Genomic DNA, 18,836 nt, shown 5'->3' with positions numbered 1-18,836 from the left:
TCATGTTCGATTTTGTTGGATAATCGTTATTTTAGATAAAAATTGTAACCATGGGTACACCAAAAATCAAAGAGGAACTTTTCCAACTTATAGAATAAAGTGATGATAGACTTTTGAGCTTACTTTATGCTGTTGCAAAAGAGTATGTCCGAGAGGATTTTACCCTAGCAGGAGAACCTCTGAGTGAAGGGCAGTTAAAAAGAAGAATTACTACCGCTAAGAAAAGTATCCAATCAGGACATCTCACCTCACAAGAGGATCTTGAAAAGGAAATCGAAAAATGGTGAAAAGAAAGTTGAAAGTTATTTGGGGTGATGAAGCCAAAGAAGCTTTGAAACAGATTTATAACTATATTAAAGCACAAAGAATCCATAGATGTAGCGATAAAAGTAAGAGATGAATTAATTTTTCAGACTAAAAAAATTGTTGATTTTCCGGAGAAATTTGAAAAGGAGCAAAACCTTTTAAGTGTAGAGGGCGATTTTAGATATAAGGTGGTCTGGAGTTATAAAATTATTTATGAAGTTGCATCCGAAGCTGTATATGTGCTTGATATTTTTCATACCAGCAGAGATCCTTCCAATATCAAAAAAACAAAATAACCCCAAGTGGTTCAAGACTAAGCTGCGAATGGAACCATATCCATCACGCTTCAATCACCCGCATTCCAATATGCCATTCGTTCGCAGCTCGTTACTTCGATACTATAGAAATCAAATTCCTGCGTGACCTTGCCTCGGATCAGGTAGATACCACGACCCTTAAAGGGGTGTTTTTTGACCACAGGAGGAAAATGTACGGTGTCTATCCAGTCCCCCTCCCGGTCGACAAATGTGCCGAAGTTCATCACATCACCCTTCACCGTACGGGTGTATTTGATCGTGACGAGATAACCGATAATCTGTACTTGTTTGCCCAAGTACTGCTTCAAATCTCTTGCCTTGATGCTAGGTGCCGTCTGATCCTTGACCAGATGAAAAGGAGAGTCCAAAGGAAACTCCAGGATATCGATCTGATCTACGATCTCTTGCCTCAGATCAGCCGCCTCAAGCTTAGGTACCTGCAATTCCCGGAACCCAGTCTGCCGAAAGAGCTCACTGCCCGTAGTCACCGTCTTACGCTTGTTCAGGATAAAGTGTGCCTCCCAAAGCAATTCCTGCTTGCTCTTGCCCGTAAAGCGAAAACAACCAATACGGATCAGAATCAGGACTTGCTCCAAGCTGATGTCTACCCTAGCGATAAAGTCTGACAAGCCTACAAACAAACCATTAGCTCTCCTCTCGCTGAGTATTTTTTCAATGCTGGCTTTTTCCAAATACTTCAAGTGGATAAAACCAAGGTATACAGTCTTCCACTTGATATTGGTCAGATGATCGCTCTCGTTAATGTGCGGAGCCTGTATATCTGCTCCGTTCATGCGGAGTTCGTGGATGTAGAATTCCGTATGGTAAAATCCCCCGAAGTTATTGATCACCCCCACCATAAACTCCAGCGGAAAATAGGCTTTCAGGTACAGACTCTGATAACTCTCCACTGCAAAGGATGCAGAATGTCCCTTGGCAAAAGAATAGCCCGCAAAACTCTCAATCTGATGCCAGACTTCTTTGGTGATTTTCGGGTCTCTTCCCAATTTTTCACAATTCAGAAAAAACTGATCTTTTACCCGCTGGAATTCATCCTTTGACCTTGACTTCCCGCTCATGCCCCGTCGCAGAATATCCGCTTCCGATAGGCTGAGTTGGGCAAAGTAATGCGCCACCTTGATCACGTCCTCCTGATAGACCATGATGCCATAGGTCTCGGGCATGATCTCCATCATCACAGGATGGGCCTGCTTGCGACGCTCTTTATTCACATGCCTCAGGATGTATTCCCGCATCATTCCTGATCGAGCCACGCCAGGACGGATGATCGAGCTGGCAGCAACAAGCTCAAGATACTCACTAGCCTTCATCTTGGCCAGTAGCATACGCATGGCCGGAGATTCTACATAAAATGCCCCGATGGTGTGCCCTGTCCTTAGTAGTTCTTTGATTTTTGGGTCTTTTTTGAATTTTTTCACTTCCCGTATATCCACCTCTACACCTTGGTTTTGATAGATAATCTCCAGACTACTTTTGATGTGTCCAAGTCCACGCTGGGATAAGATGTCAAACTTATGTAGCCCGATATCCTCCGCCGTATGCATATCAATATGTGCTAGTGGAAATCCCTTCGGGGGCATTTCAGTTGCAGTGTAGTAATGTATGGGCTTATGCGAAATCAATATCCCACAGGCATGAATGGTCAGGTGTGAGGGCATCCCGTGCAGTACCTGGCTGTACTTCAGAATCAGCTTCCCGTATTGGTCGGGAATATGATTAGGCTTGTCGGCATGGTAGATCAGCGATTCGATCTCAGTTTTGGGTAAGCCAAATACTTTTCCCAGTTCCCGCAACATAGAATTGGCCTGGAAGGTACTGTAAGAGCCTAGCAGGGCCACATGCTCTTGCCCTTCCTTGTTGTATTTTTCAAAAATGTACTTCGTTACTTCATCCCGGTCTGTCCAGCTGAAGTCGATATCGAAGTCTGGAGGATTTTCCCGATACAGGTTGATAAAGCGCTCAAAATACAAATCCAGCTCAATGGGGTCCACGTCTGTGATGCCCAGGCAGTAAGCCACGATGCTATTGGCACCACTGCCACGGCCTACATGGTAGTAATTCCGTTGCTGGGCAAAGCTGACGATATCATAATTGATCAGAAAGTAGGAGACAAAGCCCTTTTGCTGGATAAGCTCCAGTTCCTTTTCCAGCCGTGTGCTGATTTTCTGCGTGAGATCTGGATAGCGATTGATGGCACCTTTGAAAGTCTCCTGTCTCAGGTAATCAAAATCCTCCGAGTCTGAGCCTAAGATGTCCCGCTTGTTTTTGACTGCCTGGAAGTAGAAGGAAAACTGGCAAGCTTCCAGCAAGCGCTGTGAATTGTACAAGAGATAGCTATGACCTTCGCAGCGGGCTACCATATCGGCATAAGAGTAAAATTGGTCGCTGATATCCCCTTGTTCTTCGGGTTCAAGTTTGCTGAGCAAGGTGTTTTTGTCTACCGCACGGAGCAGGCGGTGTGCGTTGAACTCTAGCTTAGAAGAGAAGCTGACGGGTTGCAGTAGCACCAGCTTATCCTTGTAGCGGCACCAAGGAGACTTGACCAAGCGATTGAGTTGATAAGGGTGGATGCCTATAAATTCATTTTCCCTTAGGGAGAATACATTTTCCCTAAATGGATACACGACAAAGCTATGTTGAAAAGCAGGAGCTTGAGTGTCAAATTCCAGCCCTTTGGTCCGTCTATGGGACAGGTGGCGGTTGAGTTCGTAGAAGCCTTCCTGATTTTTGGCCAGTCCTATATACTGCTGCTTTACCCCATTGCGGAAGTCAATCCCAATTACAGGATGTATGCCATTCTTCTGTGCTTCACGGATAAACGGGAACACCCCGGCCACTGAATTGATGTCTGTCAAGGCCAGCGCATCCAGTTTTTTGCTTTTGGCCTCGGAGACCAGTTCTTCGATCGAGAGCGTGCCGTATTTGAAGCTGTAGTAAGAGTGGCAATTGATAAACATATACTTGGTGAAATATGCCTCCCCTTGGTCGGGGAAATAATTGGATAGATACTGCGTGATATAAGCGAAGCGATATATCTTGGTATATTTTATAAATGTTAATAAAATTAACATTTTAATGTTTATAATTTAGTCATTAAAAAATCGTCTTTCCAATTTTGAGAAGAGAATTGTCAAGAAAAGTTTTTGGACTGTCGATAAAAAGAATAAAATTGTAAGTGGAGCTTGATACTATTGAAAATATGGAACAGTGGATTGATTATTTGAATACTGTAGTGGCCTATGAGTTGAGATGGGACATCTACAAGACCATCATGATCATAGTGGTCTTATGGGTGATTAAAAAGCTCGCTTTCAGGATTATCGGTGCAAAAAGAGAAGAGACAGAGCTTAAAAAGTTTTATCATTGGAGGAAGACTGTTCAGTATATCATTGTATTTATTGGATTTTTACTAATCGGGAATATTTGGATCAGTAACTTCCAATCCATCACGACTTTCCTTGGATTATTATCAGCGGGTATAGCGATTGCCTTAAAAGATATTTTTATCAACATTGCTGGTTGGCTGTTTATTCTTTGGCGCAAGCCCTTTGATATAGGGGACAGGGTACAGATAGGGGAGTTTAAAGGTGATGTGGTAGATACGAGGGTGTTTCAGTTTAGTATCCTTGAAGTGGGTAACTGGGTGGATGCTGAGCAGAGTACAGGTAGGATTATTCACGTCCCAAATGGGATGGTTTTTTCGGCACCGCAGGCCAATTACAGTCAGGGTTTTGATTATATATGGAATGAGCAGCATATTAACATCAGTTTGGATTCCGATTATAAGAGAGCCAAGTTGATTTTAACTGAAATGCTTGAAGAGATATTCAAGAAAGAATATCGAAGTATCCAAATAGCCCTTAAGAAAGCACAGAAGGAGCATTTCATTTCTTTCACCCAATATACTCCCACAGTATATGCTAAGATTCACGAAAGAGGAATACAACTTTCATTGCGCTATTTGTGTAATCCCAGGAAAAGGAGATTTTTTGAACATTTGATCACAGAAAGTATTATTGATCAATTTAAGGCTGAAAGTAGTGTTAGGATTGTCTACCCGACCACATCCATAATTCTTGAGGGTAGGAGACCGTAAAAATTTTATATTTTTTTCTTCTGGTAATTTCAGGTTTAAATCACATGTATAATAGTAATTATTTCATAAAATCTGTTTATGGATAAAAAAAGTTAAAATTTTTTAAACCCTTAGATAATTTTACATGTATATACATATAAAATAGATTCTTTTGAAATGTGCTGTAGATTAATTTTGAAGGTTGAAGGGTTATTTGTTTTGATTTAGCTAGAACATCATTTTATTTTTTAAATAAAAACAGTAAATGTGAATAAATATTCTGTTTTTTATTAAAATATAAATTATTAATGATTTAATATATCTTTTATAAAACTTTATTTTTTTAGAATAAATAACTGGTTTAAATATTGTTTAAAAAAATCATTAAATTTTTATTATATAACAAAAACAATTAATATTAGTATTTAATATTTATCGTTAAACCAAATATTATAACATGAAGAGAGTTTTATTGTCGCTTCTGTTGCTTGTATTTGCTACCAATGAAATATGGGCGCAGAGTAAAGCAGTAACGGGAAGGGTGACCTCAACGGAGGAGCCAGAGGGTATTCCAGGAGTGAATATTCTAATTAAAGGAAGCAGTTCGGGTACTACCACAGACTTGGACGGAAGGTATACTATAGAAGTGCCCTCAGATCAGGCAGTTCTTGTATTTAGTTTTATTGGATACAAAACCCATGAAGAGCGCGTAGGATCAAGGTCAGAAATTAATGTGAACTTGGCATCTGACCTTGAAGATTTGAGTGAATTTATTGTTACTGCTCAAGGAATTGAGCGGGATGAGCGATCACTTGGTTATGCAGTGCAATCCATTAAGGGAGATATGGTAAGTCAAAAATCGGAGCCAAATTTACTTAATTCCCTACAAGGTAAGTTGACTGGCGTAAATATAGTAGGTGCTTCTGGAGCCCCAGGTGCTTCTACCAATATCAACATTAGAGGTATTACTTCTTTCACTGGGTCTAATCAACCATTGATTGTGGTAGATGGAATTATTTTCAATAACGATACTGACAATACCCAAAACACACTTTTTGGGTCTCAGCCAGCCAACAGGTTGAATGATATAGCTCCAGAGTCCATCGAGTCGATCAATGTACTGAAAGGTCCGGCTGCATCTGTACTGTATGGCTCTAGAGCTTCCGCAGGTGCGATCGTCATCACTACTAAAAGTGGGGCAAACATGAACGATAAGACGGAGATTACAGTGAATTCATCTGTTAATTTTCAGAGTGTGTATGGTTTACCAAGTTTTCAAAATCAATTTGGTCAAGGCACACAAAATGATTTTAATAACATCTCTACTGCTTCTTGGGGTCCTGCTTTTGGAACACCTGGATTCGAAACTGTAGAAACAAGTTTTGGAACTACGGTGCCTTATCAGGCATTTCCTAATAACGTTAGAGATTTTTATCAAACAGGAAGAATCGTTCAAAATGGTGTGAGTATAGCTTCAGGCAATAGAGATGATAACTTTATTGTTTCAGTCAATTCATCCTTACAGGATGGGATTATCCCCGAATCATTTTTCAATAGAAATAATGTTCAAGTAGGAGGGAATAAAAAGCTCAATAATGGAGTCAAGGTAAGTGGTAATGTTACTTATGTGAAATCTGAGTCCAGAAATACTATTACAGGTAATGGAGGTTCTGCTTTTGGTCAGATTACCAGAATCCCAAGATCCTTTGATTTGGTTGGAGAGCCATTCCAAGACGAGTTGGGTAATAGTTTATTCTATAACCCAGCTCAAAATCATCCACTTTGGAGTACTCAAAATGAATTCCTTGAAAGTACCGTTGATAGAGTTTTTGGTAATTTCAAGGTGGGATATGACATATCTGATTGGTTGAATATCACTTATAGGGTGACGGCTGATACATATACGGACAGACGTAAGGCAGTTTCAAGAATTGGATCTGCTAGAACTCCAGCAGGAAGCATCGCTGATGATATGATTTATAGATCTGAATTGAACGGGGACTTATTAATCACGGCCTCAAAGTCTAATATCTTTACAGAAGGCTTTAGTGCTTCATTATTACTCGGTCAAAATATCAATCAAAGGAATCTTCAAACCATAGGTGTATTGGGCTCAGCTTTGAATGTGCCATTTTTTGACAATGTAAGTAATGCATCTGTGTTTACAGGGTCAGGTGAATTTTCCAATGTTAGAAGGCTCTTGGGATATTACGCACAGCTTTCTTTGGATTATAATAATTATTTATTTCTAGAACTTTCTGGAAGAGTCGATCAGTCCTCTACTTTGCCAGCTGGTAACAATGCATATTTCTATCCATCTATTGCCACTAGTTTTGTGTTGACAGATGCGTTCAACATTGAATCCGATGTACTTTCATATGCCAAATTGCGAGCTAGTGCCGCCACAGTTGGTAGGGATGCTGACCCATACCTATTGAATACATTCTTTGGTACTGCTGGTTTCGGTAACAATGTAGCTTCTGTTCAATTTCCAATTGGGGTTGGCGGAGCAAATATTCCAGGTTTCTTACCAGGTGCACGATTGGGTTCTGATCAGTTGACACCTGAATTTGTGACAAGTTATGAAGTAGGTGGTAATATTGGCTTATTCAACAATAGGCTTTCTATTGATGCAGCATATTTTTTCACGAGGTCTACCAATCAAATTTTCAATGTAGCCGTTTCCAATGCTTCTGGATTTGATGTACAAACTACAAACGTCGGAGAGATGGTCAACCAGGGTATTGAATTGGAATTGAATGGGACCATTCTAGAGTCAGGAAGCTTTTCTTGGGATATGGGGTTAAATTTTACGCGTATCAGAAATGAAGTCAGGGAAATTGCACCAGGAGTCGACCAGTCAGGTATCCCAGGTAATGGATTCATTGGATTGACGCCATCTATTGTAGTAGGTCAACCTTATGGTGTGATCGTGGGTAATGCCATGCAAAGAAATGCAGCGGGTGAATTATTAATTAACCCACTTACTGGTGGCTATCTACCTGGAATAGCGGGACAAGTAATCGCTAACTCTCAGCCTGATTGGTTAGCTGGCCTGATGAATACATTTAGATATAAAAACTGGATGATGAGTGTCTTGGTAGATACTCGCCAAGGCGGTGACATCTATTCTTTCGGTATGGTAGATCAGAGAAATGGTGGTACACTGGCAATGACTGGAGTAGACAGAGATTTACCTAGAGTACTGCCCGGAGTGATCGAAGTTGGAGATGGACAATATGTGCCAAATAATATTCAAGTACCTGCTCAAACGTACTGGTCTGGACTAGGAGGTCTAATATCTGAAAGCGGTGTTTATGATGCTACTGTTTATAGATTAAGAGAAGTGAGTTTGTCTTATAATCTTCCCAGAAGATTTTTGGAAAGGACTCCGTTTGGAGAGGCAAGTATTGGCTTCAGTGGTAGAAATCTTTGGTTCTTTGCTCCTGGATTCCCGGGTGACCCAGAACTGAACACGCAAGGGGCAGGTAATATCCAAGGTCTCGACCTCAACGGTGTGCCTAATACCAGAAACTATGGTGTCAATATAAGATTCACGCTTTAATATGACGAAGATGAAAACATTAAATAGAATTTTATTAGTGGTAGCAGTAGTCTTTACTGCAACTTCTTGTCAGGAATTTTTGGATGTCAATGAGAATCCAAATAACCCTGAGTCAGTTACTCCTGATTTGCTTTTACCGACAGGATTGACCGGAACAGCTTTTGCCAATAACAATGAGCTTAACAGATTCGGTTCTACAGTGATCTCTGTAACAGCTGGTGCAGGTGGTTCGCCAGCGGCTTATGATATCTATGATATCGATGGTGATGATTTTGGAAATCAGTGGAGATTTGAATTATATGGTGGTGCACTGATTTCTTTTGAAGAAATGATCAAATCTGCCGATGCGATTGGGGCTAGTGCTTATTCTGGAATTGGGAAAATCATGAAAGCTTATGCTTTTGCTTTGGCTACAGATACTTGGGGTGATATTCCTTATTCTCAAGCTTTATTAGGGCTTGAAAACACGCAGCCAGTATTAGATAGCCAAGAGGATATTTATAAAGGAACAGATCAAATACAGAGTCTTTTTGATTTAGTAAGAGAGGGTATTGCAGATCTAGATGCTGAATCTACCGCAGTCCCAGGTCAAGATGATGTGGCCTATGGAGGTGATTTGCTAAGTTGGAAAAAAGCTGGATATACTTTGATGTTGAAAATGGCAAATACAATTTCTGTTAAGGAGCCAGCCTTGGCTACTTCAATAATTAATGAGGTATTGCAGAATGACTTGATATTGAGTAACGATGAAGATTTGAATATCAATTTCGGGACTTCTCAAGGGAGTTATGCGCCAGTTCACGAGTGGACCAATATATCCACATTTGCGGCGGATTTGATTATAAGTACGCGTTTCGTGAATTTGCTACAAAGCAAAAATGATCCAAGATTACCAATATTTGTCACAGCGCCAACTGGAGAGTTTATTACTATAGATAATGGTTTTGCAGGCCAGAGACCCCTTCCACAAACTTCTTGGTCTAGGTTCAACACTTATGTAACAGGTAATGGTGCAGGACCAGTTAGACTTCTCACCAACTTCCAGAGGGCATTTATCATGGCGGAGTCTGTAGTTAGATTGGGAATTGCTGGAGATGCCAATGCATTTTATCAAGAAGGAATAAGGGCCTCTATGTCTTTGGCAGGATTGACTGCGGCGCAAATCGACCAATATTTTGCTGATAATTCGGATGAAGTAAATCTAACCGGTAATGTTGAGTCAGATTTGGAAAAAATTCTCACTCAAAAATACATCGCTTGGACTGGAAATGGGATAGAGCAATGGACAGATTGGAGAAGAACGGGCTACCCAACATTAGCACCTCATCAGAATGCAGGTGGCATTGACCCGAATCAGCGCCCTCTGAGAGCACAATATGTCTCTCAAGAAGTAGCAAGAAACCCAAATTTCCCTAATAATATTTTCTCTAATATCCCTGTTTGGTGGAATGAATAAGCTAAAGATTATGAAAAAGATAAAAAATTATATTGTGTTGATGGTGTTCGCATGGTTTGCAACATCTTGTGAACAAGATTTCGGTGAGCTTAATAGTGACAATGTTGCTGAGGTTCCATTGACTTTCCCAAATGCGACTACTTTCGGATTTGATCCATTTATAGAAGTGTCAGTTTCGGGCAGTGGGGAGATTAGATATGAAATGCAGATTCCAGAAGCCTCAGGACGAACTATTGCAGAAATCACGAAGGCTATAGGTGGTGCGTCCGATATCAATGTGGGGCAGTTGAATTCAAATGAAAGTTATTTGGATGCCCCGATACAAGTTGGAGCAACAAGCGCAGTTTTCACAACATCGATCACTGAGTTTGAAGAAAAAGTAAGAACAAACAGTGAAGGTGAAGTTACTTCTGTTGGAGCAGGTGATGAATTAGCTTTCATGTTTTTAGTGACGCTTGATAATGGTCAGGAAATTGTCTCTATGAGAGTAAGAGCGAGAATCATAGAATAGTGTTTAGGTTAATTGTTAAATTATGGAAAAGACAGCAAAATTTTTGTTGTCTTTTTTTATGTCAAAAAAATCTTTCTCAAACCTATAAACACTATCAAGAATACATTGTAGCCAATAAAAAACGGGATGATAAATTCAATTAGTCCAACTGACAGAAGAGCTGAAATAATAAGAAGTTGGAAGCCAAGACCATATATAGAAATCATGGACATAAACCACTTTGGAAATGGTGGTGCATCACTTGCGCTTTTGTCCAAACGATAGATTAGTTTATCAAAAGTGCCGTACAAAATGTTGTATGTGTCATAAAGAAAATCAACGGTACTTTGACTTTCAATCGGAAATGCCTTTGGTCGCTTATTTTCTATGATTTTGCTCGTTCTTTCCCCACCCTCTGTATTGTGTCTGAGTATTACATAGTAATAATTGTACAAAGTGCCTTGAACTTGGATACTCAAAAAAGCCAGTAATGTGGCCCAAATAGAAGAGTTTGTTACATACCAAATTGCCCCCAAGAAAAGGAAATTTAGAAAAATGTCGAAAATAGAATCCAAATACCTGCCTGTGTAAGAGGGGCGATTTTTTGTTCTAGCAAGTTCACCGTCTGCAGCATCCAAGATGGATTTGAGGATCAAGAAAAAACCAGCAGCCAAATATAATCCGTGGAGGATACAAAAGATGGCAATTAGACCACTGATACCAAATAGGTAAGTAACCTGTACTGGAGTAATGCGGGTATGTTGCACTTGATTCACAAAAGCTCTCGCCAGCGGTCTTCCATAATCGGAGACATCCACAAACTTTTCTTCAGAAGATAACTTGGGCATGATTTATTTTCAGAAATCTCTCAAAACCTTGCTTATTTTGAGGGTTTCTAATTGATTAAAGAGTGAGTATAACATTTAGAACTTGATACTTTCCTTTATTGTTCAATATGCTTTTCAAATAGATGAGATTGTTCAATTAAAGACTCTGATTTTCAAAGGATTTTTAAAATTTTTTAAAAATAATTTTTGACTTATAAATTTAATCACCTATGTTAGTGTCATAATATACTATGACAGTAAAACATTAAGATATGATTTCAATAAAAAAGTTGAGTTTTTCCTATCCAAAAAAGCCCAGGCTTTGTGAGGAAATGGATCTGGAATTGGGAGAGGGTAAAATTATAGGACTCTTAGGGATGAATGGAGCAGGCAAATCCACCTTGATGCGCCTGATGGCAGGATTGCTCAAGCCAGTTTCAGGTGAAGTGAAGTTTCACGAGGTTTCTACATTTGACAGAGCAGTCTCATTTTTGAATCAAATGATTTTTGTTCCTGAGAAAGTTTCTGTACCAGAGTTTTTGAAAGTGAATGAATATGTAAGTATCTATAAAGATTTTTATACAGGATTTGATTCTGATCGATTTGAAAAGTTACTCTCAGAGTTTCAGATTATCGGGAATCAGAGAATTTCCAACCTATCATTTGGTCAGCAAAAGAAGTTACAGATTGCGATTGGATTGAGCACTGGGGCGAAGTTGCTGCTATTCGATGAACCGACAAATAGCTTGGATATTCCTTCAAAAAGTACATTCAGGAGAGTGCTTTCCGGTAGCCTGCAAGAAGATCAGACCATGGTTATCTCCACGCATCAGGTCAAGGATATTGAGAACTTGGTAGATCAGATCATTGTCTTAGATGAAGGGAAAGTGAAGCTTCATGCAGATCTGGAAGCCTTAGAAAATCAATTTGTCTTCTCCCAAGGACCGCAAGCTCCTGAGCAAGCTATTTTTGTAGAATCACACCTTCTTGGAGCTCAATATATAGCGAGACAGCCTGAAGGAGAACGTATTTCTGGTGGCAGCCCTGACTTAGAATTATTATTTAATGCGGTGATCGCGGGCAAATTGACCGGTGAATTTTTATCAACTCAAAATCAAGTAACACATGAATAATTTATCCTTATCCAGAATTTTGAAGCTGATCAAGTTTGAATTTTTGCTTCATAAGAAGTATTACCTTTTGCTTATTTTTGGGGCATTTTTGCTTGTTACATTGTATCTTACTCAATACTTATCATATCAAAGGATAGATATGACACAGTATGGAGAAAAAAATAATTTTTATAACGGAGCGTACTTTTTTTATGTAATAGCAATTTTACTTTTTGTTGTAGGACAAAGTTTTATGGATCTAAGGTCAAAAGTCTCCGCAGAGCGATATCTCCTTTTACCAGCTTTACCATTGGAGAAGCTATTCTCTCAGTTTATAGTGAAATTCACATTGGCTTTTTTGGTTATGCCTACAATTTTTGCTTTAAGTGCCATCCTTGCCAGATGGATAGCTCTAGAGTTTTTGATACAATGGACAGGAGGGATAACTAATATAGATATTATAGATTTTGATGTTTTGATACCAATTAAACAAAGTGCAGACTGGCTATATTATATCTTTATTTTGAGTTTAATATTATTTATCCCTTCAGCGATATTCACTGGAAGTCAATATTTTGGAAAGTGGAATATTGTGATGGTTCCTCTTTTTATAATTGTATTCAGCGTGGCAACGGCTTTGTCTCCATTTATAATATCTAATTTATTTAATGATGGAAATAAGACTCTTGGTTATTTTCTTGATAGCAGTTGGAACATTAAAGTTTTTGGAAATGAAGCACCACTGATGATTTATGTCTTGCTAGTTTTATTTTATACGGGTGCTGTGCTAAGTTACATTATTTCATATTACAAGCTAAAAGAAAGGGAGGTTTAATATGGAATTTAGCGATGGTAAAACCATATTTATCCAAATTAGGGACAGACTGGTCGATCAGATTCTCACAGGAAAATTACTTCCGGGAGATAAGATTCCTTCTGTTAGAGAATTGGCAGTGGACTTAGAAGTCAATAGAAACACGGTCATGCGAAGCTATGCTTTGATGGAAAATGAAGGGATAGTGGATAACAAACGTGGAATAGGTTTTTTTGTCTCTGATCATGCTAGAGAGCGTTTGATTCAGGATGAGAAAAAACTTTTTCTTCAAAAAGAACTCCCCAAGCTGGTGCATCAAGCAAAAGTCTTGAAAATGGTTCCTGCTGACTTTAAAATGCTTTTAGATCAACTTAATGAAAATCAAAATGAAAACAAGTAATAAAATTTTATTCTCTTTTTTGGGATTTGCGTGGGTGTCCGTGGTTGGGGCAGTGTTTGCTTCTGTTCATTATTCGGAAAAAGAAGATTTACTGTTAAGAGAGACTTTTCTATTAGAGGAAACTTCAGTTGACACAATGCCTATTGAAGGCGAATTTTCGGTAGTATCAATTCAAAATTCGGGGATTTTGATGTTTAAGAAGGAGGATGTGAGCCGAATTGAGTATAGACAATTCTCCTATAAGGAGAGTGATGAAAATGCCTCTAATAGTTCTAGTCCATATTTTATTCAGGTTAAGGAAGATACTTTATTTGTCAGGGATGCTAGAATGAAGGAAAACGGATCGTTAACACTTTATATTGGGCAGAATATTAAAACTCTGATTTTAAATGATGTCACTGAGTTAGGGACCCAAAATGCGCTTAATTATGATAGCTTAAAAGTAATAGCCTCCAATTCTTCTTTTAAGCTTAGAAGGGAACATGGTATATCGTTTTTAGATTTGCGAGGAGATGCTGGAGCTCATTTGTCTGTAGAAAGTATTCCCAATTTAGAGATTCATTTGAATCAGAGTAAAGCTGATGTGTCACAATTCTTAGGAAGAGTTTCCGGTAATATTATTGAATCTAAATTGACACTCCCAAGAAAAGCAAATGAAATCAATCTCAAAAAAGATGATAGTTCAGGTCTTATGTTTTTCAGTAACTGATTTGTAAGTCTATCTTTTATAAAGAAAGTGTATTTTAAAATCAAGGACCCCTTAAGTCCTTGATTTTATTTTTTCAACTCCTTTCTAATTTCTCTAATCGAAGAAATACATGCTTATTTTCGATCGTAATCGAAGAATTACATGTTTATTTTCGGTTATGATCGAAGAATTACATATTTTTGCTTCAAATGATCTAGAAATGATTACTAGGGTAATAGAAAGCGAAATTAAAATCAGACTCAATCAAGGAAAGGTTTTGTTGGTATTGGGTCCAAGGCAGGTAGGTAAGACTACTTTGTTGAGGCAGCTGATAGAGCGTGAGAAGCTGGATGTATTGTGGCTCAATTGTGACAATCCTGACGATAGAGATGATTTAGAGGACGTGACGATTACTAGACTAAAGTCACTCATAGGTTCGCATACGCTGGTGGTGATCGATGAAGCTCAGCGGGTCAAAAACATTGGTTTGACCTTGAAGTTGATCGCAGATGGCATGCCCGGTGTGCAAGTGATTGCGTCTGGTTCTTCAGCTTTGGAACTTGCAAATGAAATCAAAGAGCCTCTTACAGGAAGGAAGAGGGAATTGAGTCTTTACCCGATTTCTACAGGAGAAATGATAGCTCATAGCTCTCAGAGGGAGGAGAGAAGGATGCTTGATACGAGGCTGATTTATGGTTTTTACCCTGAAGTTGTCAATAAACCAAGTGAAGCAGAGGAGATTCTTGAAGAACTGACGAGTAGCTATCTCTACAAAGATATTCTCACTTTAGACCAAGTGAGGAAGCCTGTTATTTTGCAGAAATTATTGCTCGCCTTGGCTTTACAAGTAGGTTCTGAAGTGACTTTCAATGAGCTGGGAAATACGATAGGAATAGATAAGGAAACCGCCGAAAAATACATAGATCTTTTGGAGAAAAGCTATGTGATCTTTAAGATGAATTCCTTCAGTCGGAATATGCGAAGGGAAATCAAGAAGGGCAAGAAAATCTATTTTTGGGACAATGGCGTTCGAAATGCCATTATCAACAATTTCAATGCGCTGTCTTTGCGGAATGATGTAGGAGCGCTTTGGGAGAATTTCATCATCAGTGAACGAATGAAGTTTTTGCATTACAACAGAATAAAAACCAATGTTTATTTCTGGAGGACGACGACAGGAATGGAGTTGGATTGGCTTGAAGAAAAGGGAGGAGCAATCCATGCTTTCGAAGCAAAATGGAACCCGAAGAGGAGGTCTTCATTTCCTTCCGGGTTTGAAGAGGCTTATCCCAATACTGTTTTTCATCAAGTGTCTCCAGACAATTATATGGATTTTTTGACTGTATAAATTAGACTAGATCCCCACTCCATTAAAAGGATTGAATCTCCGTCTGCCGACCTGCATACCGATGGCGCGGCAGACGGTTTTGTCTCCATATTTGATGTTTAGTCGATCAAGAGCCTGGTAGAGTCTGATTTGTTCTTCGGAATCTTCGAATAGATTGATCTGATAGTTACCATGCACCAAGCTGCTGAATCGCACGCCAATCAGACGAATCAGCATGCGGCGATTATAAAGTTTTTTGAAAAGACCTTTTACCACAGTGATCAGCGTATGGTCTGTGGAGGTATAAGGAACCCGCTGCTGTATGGTATGCGTATCAAAATCCGAATAGCGGATTTTCACACTGACACATGCTGTGAGTTGCTGTTTTTGTCGGAGCTTGGATGCTAGCTGCTCGGTCATGGCGACCAGGTGTGCTTCAAGCATTTTGATGTCAATGGTGTCTTGTTCGAAGGTGTTTTCGGAAGAGATGGATTTGGCTTCGGAATAAGGAGTAACTAGAGAATGGTCTATGCCATTGGCTTTTTCCCAGATGAGACGGCCATTTTTTCCGAAGGTGGCTTCCAAGAGTTCAGCGGGCATGTTTTGTAACGTTTGTACCTTCTTGACACCCATATTGTAGAGTGTGTGAGAGGTTTTTTCTCCGATCATGGGGATTTTGCGTACAGACAGAGGAGCCAAAAATGGCTTCTCTTCCCCTTTTTGGATTTGCTTTTCGTTATCGGGTTTGGCTTCTCCGGTCGCGACTTTGGATACAGTCTTGTTTTGTGAAAGACCCATAGAGATAGGCAGTCCAGTTTCTTTTGAGATTTTTTTGCGCAGCTCTTGAGCCATTTTGAAGCAGCCAAAGAAGCGATCCATTCCTGTGTAGTCGATGTAGAACTCGTCAATAGATGACTTTTCGAAGAGAGGAACATCTTCCCGAATGATTTCTGTAACTTCATGGGACTTTTGACTGTATTTTTCAAAATCTCCCCGAACCAAGATTGCTTCGGGGCAAAGTTGTCTAGCCGTACGCATAGGCATAGCCGAGTGTACACCAAATTTTCTTGCTTCATAGCTACATGCTGCCACTACGCCTCGGTCTCCCGATCCACCAATGAGAATGGGTTTATTTTTGAGTCTGTCGTCGTAGAGTCGCTCTACCGAGACAAAAAAGGAATCTAAGTCCATGTGTAGGATGTGTCGGCTTTGAGAGGACATAAATTTTTTGTTTATTATTTTGACATTTTATTGTTTATAATTTAGGCTTTAATGATTAGATTTGAAATACGAATCCATAAAAAATGTAAGGACTTCAGTATTTAATCTGACAAGTAGTGACACAGTGGGCTTGATTCATTTATAAAAATCTGATAATCTGTCATGTATATTCATTCTAATATCAAATTCCTCCGTAAGCAAAAGGGGCTGACGCAAGAGACGATGGCACAAAGTGTAGGGATCAGTAGATCCAAGCTAGCGGGCTACGAGTTGAACATCAATCCGCCATTAGAAGCTATTTTGATGATTTCTGATTATTTCGGTGTATCGGTAGATTTGTTGTTGCGCAGAGACCTAGCATCACTGTCGGAGTATAAGCTCAGACAGACATTGGAGACTGACCAATACCTAAAAGGTCGCAATCTCAGGATATTGACTACCACGGTGGATGTAAAGGGGAGAGAATTGATTGAGGTAGTGTCTCAGCGAGCAAAGGCTTCCTATTTGGCGGGATTTTCAGATCCAGACTTTATCGAAGAGTTGCCGAGGTTTTCTTTACCTTTTTTGCCTGAGGATAAGAAGCATAGGGTTTTTCAAATTGATGGAGACTCCATGCTACCCTTGCCAGATGGTGCATGGATTGTCTGTGAGTATGTGGATGACTGGACTAGCATCAAGGATGGGGACAAGTACGTCATCGTCACAGAGCAGGATGGGGTGACATTCAAGATCGCTTACAATCAGGTCAAGGAAAAAGAGCGACTTTTGCTTTGTTCTAGCAATCCTCTATACAAACCTTTTTATGTTGCTATCTCCGATTTGAGAGAAGTGTGGCGGTTTAGATTGGTGATTTATTGAGGATGTTTTATTTAGACTAATTGGCTTATTTTAGAATATAGACTTACAAAATACCTTCATAAGGTGATTTTTGGGGTTTCAAATCAAGGTTTTTGGAAGAATTTATCATAGCTCTGGAAAATAAAGCAGGTATTCCAAGACAATTATCCCTAACTTTCGTTACTATTCTATTGGCGTGCGCGTACACAGTGATCATTGAGTGTGGAGTGTTTTTACCTTAAAACAAAGAAGAGATGAGAGAGATTGCAGTAATGGAGACGCCCTTGGGCAATGTAAAAGCAGAAGCTTTTGATGGATATTTGATTTCATTGAAGTTTACTGAAGAGCCAGTCACCGACACTTTTTTGGATGGTGTACTGATGGATGTGAGAATTCAATTAGGGCTTTATTTTCAGGGAAAGCAAAAAACCTTTGATGTGCCGGTAGCGCTTGGCGGGACTGATTTTCAGCGTCAGGTTTGGCTAGAAGTCAATAAGGTGCCTTTTGGTCAGACCAAAACCTATGAGCAAATTGCTTTTGGTCTTGGGAAGCCTAATGCCGTTAGAGCAGTAGGTACGGCGATTGGAGCTAATCCCATTTTGGTTATGCTTCCTTGTCATCGTATAGTTGGCAAACATGGCCAACTTACAGGTTATGCTGGCGGTATCTGGAGAAAATCCGAACTTCTTGACTTGGAAAATAAGGATAAAGTGGGTAAGCAGTCTGTTTTAGGGTTCTCAAAATAGCTCGATAGCAATGTCACACTAATACTTGCTCTTGCTGTCTACATAGAGGTGAATTTCTCTGAAATGACTCTTGAATGCAATAAATATTTTTGTTGTAAATATAGATGGGATTTAATTTATGAAGGACATGATCAAAATTAGGCAGGGTACCATAGGTGAAGTGGTGGTTTTGAGTCAACAGGTGAGTGAATTTTACCAACCGTATTCTGAAAAGATCTATGAAGAGCGATTGAAGTCGGTTCCATATTTAATTTTGATAGCAGAAGTTGATGGAGACCCTGTTGGGTTCAAAGTAGGGTATCAAAGGGATTCTCCTCAGGCATTTTATTCTTGGATGGGTGGAGTAGTTGCGTCACATAGAAGAAAAGGAGTGGCAACAAAATTGGCAGATGCTCAGGAGCTGTGGGCGAGGAACCATGGATACTTCAAAGTGTACTTCAAAACTAGAAATAAACTGACCAAGATGATTCATTTTGGACTGAATAGAGGTTTTATGATTGTGGATTTGATTAAAAAAGGGAGGATTGAAGAATACAGGGTTGTGATGGAGAAAGTACTTTGAGCCAATATTTGAGTTCATTTTTCTTATCATCAAATTAATCATACCTTTGCAATCCGAAAATCGGATTTACAT

17 protein-coding genes are annotated in these 18,836 nt (G+C 39.4%); 14 read left to right on the top strand and 3 right to left on the bottom strand.

Going from position 1 to position 18,836, the window contains the following annotated elements; translation table 11 throughout:
* Positions 1 to 113 precede the first annotated feature (113 nt).
* Positions 114 to 287: a hypothetical protein gene (locus CHB66_RS16975; RefSeq protein WP_170932462.1), complete on the top strand. Its 174-nt coding sequence runs from the start codon at positions 114 to 116 to the stop codon at positions 285 to 287.
* Positions 288 to 344: 57 nt separating this feature from the next.
* Positions 345 to 602: a type II toxin-antitoxin system RelE/ParE family toxin gene (locus CHB66_RS17285; RefSeq protein ID WP_141107388.1), complete on the top strand. Its 258-nt coding sequence runs from the start codon at positions 345 to 347 to the stop codon at positions 600 to 602.
* A gap of 50 nt (positions 603 to 652) precedes the next feature.
* On the opposite strand, the gene CHB66_RS09345 is transcribed toward CHB66_RS17285, so the two are convergent.
* On the bottom strand, positions 653 to 3,601 hold the full coding sequence (locus tag CHB66_RS09345) for a DNA polymerase III subunit alpha (RefSeq protein WP_089240284.1): 2,949 nt from the start codon (positions 3,599 to 3,601) through the stop codon (positions 653 to 655).
* A 242-nt stretch (positions 3,602 to 3,843) separates the two neighbouring features.
* Between CHB66_RS09345 and CHB66_RS09340 the strand changes: the two genes are divergently transcribed.
* The 4 genes from CHB66_RS09340 (at position 3,844) to CHB66_RS09325 (ending at position 10,251) form a co-directional block, all read left to right on the top strand.
* On the top strand, positions 3,844 to 4,740 hold the full coding sequence (locus tag CHB66_RS09340; RefSeq protein WP_089240525.1) for a mechanosensitive ion channel family protein: 897 nt from the start codon (positions 3,844 to 3,846) through the stop codon (positions 4,738 to 4,740).
* Between the two features lie 436 nt (positions 4,741 to 5,176).
* The gene (locus CHB66_RS09335; protein WP_089240282.1) at positions 5,177 to 8,284 is read left to right on the top strand and encodes a SusC/RagA family TonB-linked outer membrane protein; all 3,108 of its coding nucleotides are present in this window, start codon (positions 5,177 to 5,179) and stop codon (positions 8,282 to 8,284) included.
* A gap of 10 nt (positions 8,285 to 8,294) precedes the next feature.
* Positions 8,295 to 9,740, top strand: coding sequence for a SusD/RagB family nutrient-binding outer membrane lipoprotein (locus tag CHB66_RS09330; protein WP_089240523.1), 1,446 nt, complete (start codon positions 8,295 to 8,297; stop codon positions 9,738 to 9,740).
* 10 nt (positions 9,741 to 9,750) lie between these two features.
* On the top strand, positions 9,751 to 10,251 hold the full coding sequence (locus CHB66_RS09325; RefSeq protein WP_141107384.1) for a hypothetical protein: 501 nt from the start codon (positions 9,751 to 9,753) through the stop codon (positions 10,249 to 10,251).
* A 56-nt stretch (positions 10,252 to 10,307) separates the two neighbouring features.
* On the opposite strand, the gene CHB66_RS09320 is transcribed toward CHB66_RS09325, so the two are convergent.
* Complete coding sequence (locus CHB66_RS09320) at positions 10,308 to 11,078, bottom strand: CDP-alcohol phosphatidyltransferase family protein (RefSeq protein WP_089240278.1); 771 nt, start codon at positions 11,076 to 11,078, stop codon at positions 10,308 to 10,310.
* 251 nt (positions 11,079 to 11,329) lie between these two features.
* On the opposite strand from CHB66_RS09320, the gene CHB66_RS09315 reads away from it, so the two are divergent.
* The 5 genes from CHB66_RS09315 to CHB66_RS09295 all read left to right on the top strand — a co-directional run bounded on the left by CHB66_RS09315 (position 11,330) and on the right by CHB66_RS09295 (position 15,419).
* A complete protein-coding gene (locus tag CHB66_RS09315) occupies positions 11,330 to 12,190 on the top strand; it encodes an ABC transporter ATP-binding protein (protein ID WP_089240276.1) in 861 nt (286 codons plus the stop codon).
* Positions 12,183 to 13,004: a hypothetical protein gene (locus CHB66_RS09310; RefSeq protein ID WP_089240274.1), complete on the top strand. Its 822-nt coding sequence runs from the start codon at positions 12,183 to 12,185 to the stop codon at positions 13,002 to 13,004. The genes CHB66_RS09315 and CHB66_RS09310 overlap by 8 nt, the downstream gene beginning before the upstream one ends.
* A gap of 1 nt (position 13,005) precedes the next feature.
* Positions 13,006 to 13,383: a GntR family transcriptional regulator gene (locus CHB66_RS09305; protein ID WP_089240272.1), complete on the top strand. Its 378-nt coding sequence runs from the start codon at positions 13,006 to 13,008 to the stop codon at positions 13,381 to 13,383.
* Positions 13,358 to 14,092 carry a hypothetical protein gene (locus tag CHB66_RS09300; protein WP_089240270.1) on the top strand — a complete coding sequence of 245 codons (735 nt, stop codon included), beginning with the start codon at positions 13,358 to 13,360 and terminating at the stop codon, positions 14,090 to 14,092. The genes CHB66_RS09305 and CHB66_RS09300 overlap by 26 nt, the downstream gene beginning before the upstream one ends.
* Positions 14,093 to 14,249: 157 nt before the next feature.
* The gene (locus CHB66_RS09295; RefSeq protein WP_245812698.1) at positions 14,250 to 15,419 is read left to right on the top strand and encodes an ATP-binding protein; all 1,170 of its coding nucleotides are present in this window, start codon (positions 14,250 to 14,252) and stop codon (positions 15,417 to 15,419) included.
* 6 nt (positions 15,420 to 15,425) lie between these two features.
* On the opposite strand, the gene dinB is transcribed toward CHB66_RS09295, so the two are convergent.
* On the bottom strand, positions 15,426 to 16,619 hold the full coding sequence (gene dinB, locus CHB66_RS09290) for a DNA polymerase IV (RefSeq protein ID WP_089240268.1): 1,194 nt from the start codon (positions 16,617 to 16,619) through the stop codon (positions 15,426 to 15,428).
* A 162-nt stretch (positions 16,620 to 16,781) separates the two neighbouring features.
* Between dinB and CHB66_RS09285 the strand changes: the two genes are divergently transcribed.
* From CHB66_RS09285 to CHB66_RS09275, 3 genes are all read left to right on the top strand, one after another.
* Positions 16,782 to 17,477, top strand: a complete 696-nt coding sequence (locus CHB66_RS09285) for an XRE family transcriptional regulator (protein WP_089240266.1) — start codon at positions 16,782 to 16,784, stop codon at positions 17,475 to 17,477.
* A 233-nt stretch (positions 17,478 to 17,710) separates the two neighbouring features.
* Entirely contained in the window at positions 17,711 to 18,202 is a 492-nt protein-coding gene (locus tag CHB66_RS09280; protein WP_089240264.1) for a methylated-DNA--[protein]-cysteine S-methyltransferase, read from the top strand.
* A gap of 127 nt (positions 18,203 to 18,329) precedes the next feature.
* Positions 18,330 to 18,764 carry a GNAT family N-acetyltransferase gene (locus CHB66_RS09275; protein WP_245812697.1) on the top strand — a complete coding sequence of 145 codons (435 nt, stop codon included), beginning with the start codon at positions 18,330 to 18,332 and terminating at the stop codon, positions 18,762 to 18,764.
* Positions 18,765 to 18,836 lie beyond the last annotated feature (72 nt).

Origin of the sequence: Belliella buryatensis (genome assembly GCF_900188245.1) — a bacterium.
In the GTDB taxonomy this organism is placed as follows: domain Bacteria; phylum Bacteroidota; class Bacteroidia; order Cytophagales; family Cyclobacteriaceae; genus Belliella; species Belliella buryatensis.
This window is presented reverse-complemented; position numbering and strand designations above follow the sequence as displayed.

Bases quoted from the DNA above. Each gene is read 5' to 3' on its own strand.
- CHB66_RS09295 (WP_245812698.1), top strand. From the start codon at position 14,250: ATGATCGAAGAATTACATATTTTTGCTTCAAATGATCTAGAAATGATT.
- dinB (WP_089240268.1), bottom strand. From the start codon at position 16,619: ATGTCCTCTCAAAGCCGACACATCCTACACATGGACTTAGATTCCTTT.
- CHB66_RS09305 (WP_089240272.1), top strand. From the start codon at position 13,006: ATGGAATTTAGCGATGGTAAAACCATATTTATCCAAATTAGGGACAGA.
- CHB66_RS09280 (WP_089240264.1), top strand. From the start codon at position 17,711: ATGAGAGAGATTGCAGTAATGGAGACGCCCTTGGGCAATGTAAAAGCA.
- CHB66_RS09320 (WP_089240278.1), bottom strand. From the start codon at position 11,078: ATGCCCAAGTTATCTTCTGAAGAAAAGTTTGTGGATGTCTCCGATTAT.
- CHB66_RS09315 (WP_089240276.1), top strand. From the start codon at position 11,330: ATGATTTCAATAAAAAAGTTGAGTTTTTCCTATCCAAAAAAGCCCAGG.
- CHB66_RS09330 (WP_089240523.1), top strand. From the start codon at position 8,295: ATGAAAACATTAAATAGAATTTTATTAGTGGTAGCAGTAGTCTTTACT.
- CHB66_RS09285 (WP_089240266.1), top strand. From the start codon at position 16,782: ATGTATATTCATTCTAATATCAAATTCCTCCGTAAGCAAAAGGGGCTG.
- CHB66_RS09300 (WP_089240270.1), top strand. From the start codon at position 13,358: ATGAAAATCAAAATGAAAACAAGTAATAAAATTTTATTCTCTTTTTTG.
- CHB66_RS09310 (WP_089240274.1), top strand. From the start codon at position 12,183: ATGAATAATTTATCCTTATCCAGAATTTTGAAGCTGATCAAGTTTGAA.
- CHB66_RS09345 (WP_089240284.1), bottom strand. From the start codon at position 3,601: ATGTTTATCAATTGCCACTCTTACTACAGCTTCAAATACGGCACGCTC.
- CHB66_RS09275 (WP_245812697.1), top strand. From the start codon at position 18,330: ATGATCAAAATTAGGCAGGGTACCATAGGTGAAGTGGTGGTTTTGAGT.
- CHB66_RS09325 (WP_141107384.1), top strand. From the start codon at position 9,751: ATGAAAAAGATAAAAAATTATATTGTGTTGATGGTGTTCGCATGGTTT.
- CHB66_RS09340 (WP_089240525.1), top strand. From the start codon at position 3,844: ATGGAACAGTGGATTGATTATTTGAATACTGTAGTGGCCTATGAGTTG.
- CHB66_RS09335 (WP_089240282.1), top strand. From the start codon at position 5,177: ATGAAGAGAGTTTTATTGTCGCTTCTGTTGCTTGTATTTGCTACCAAT.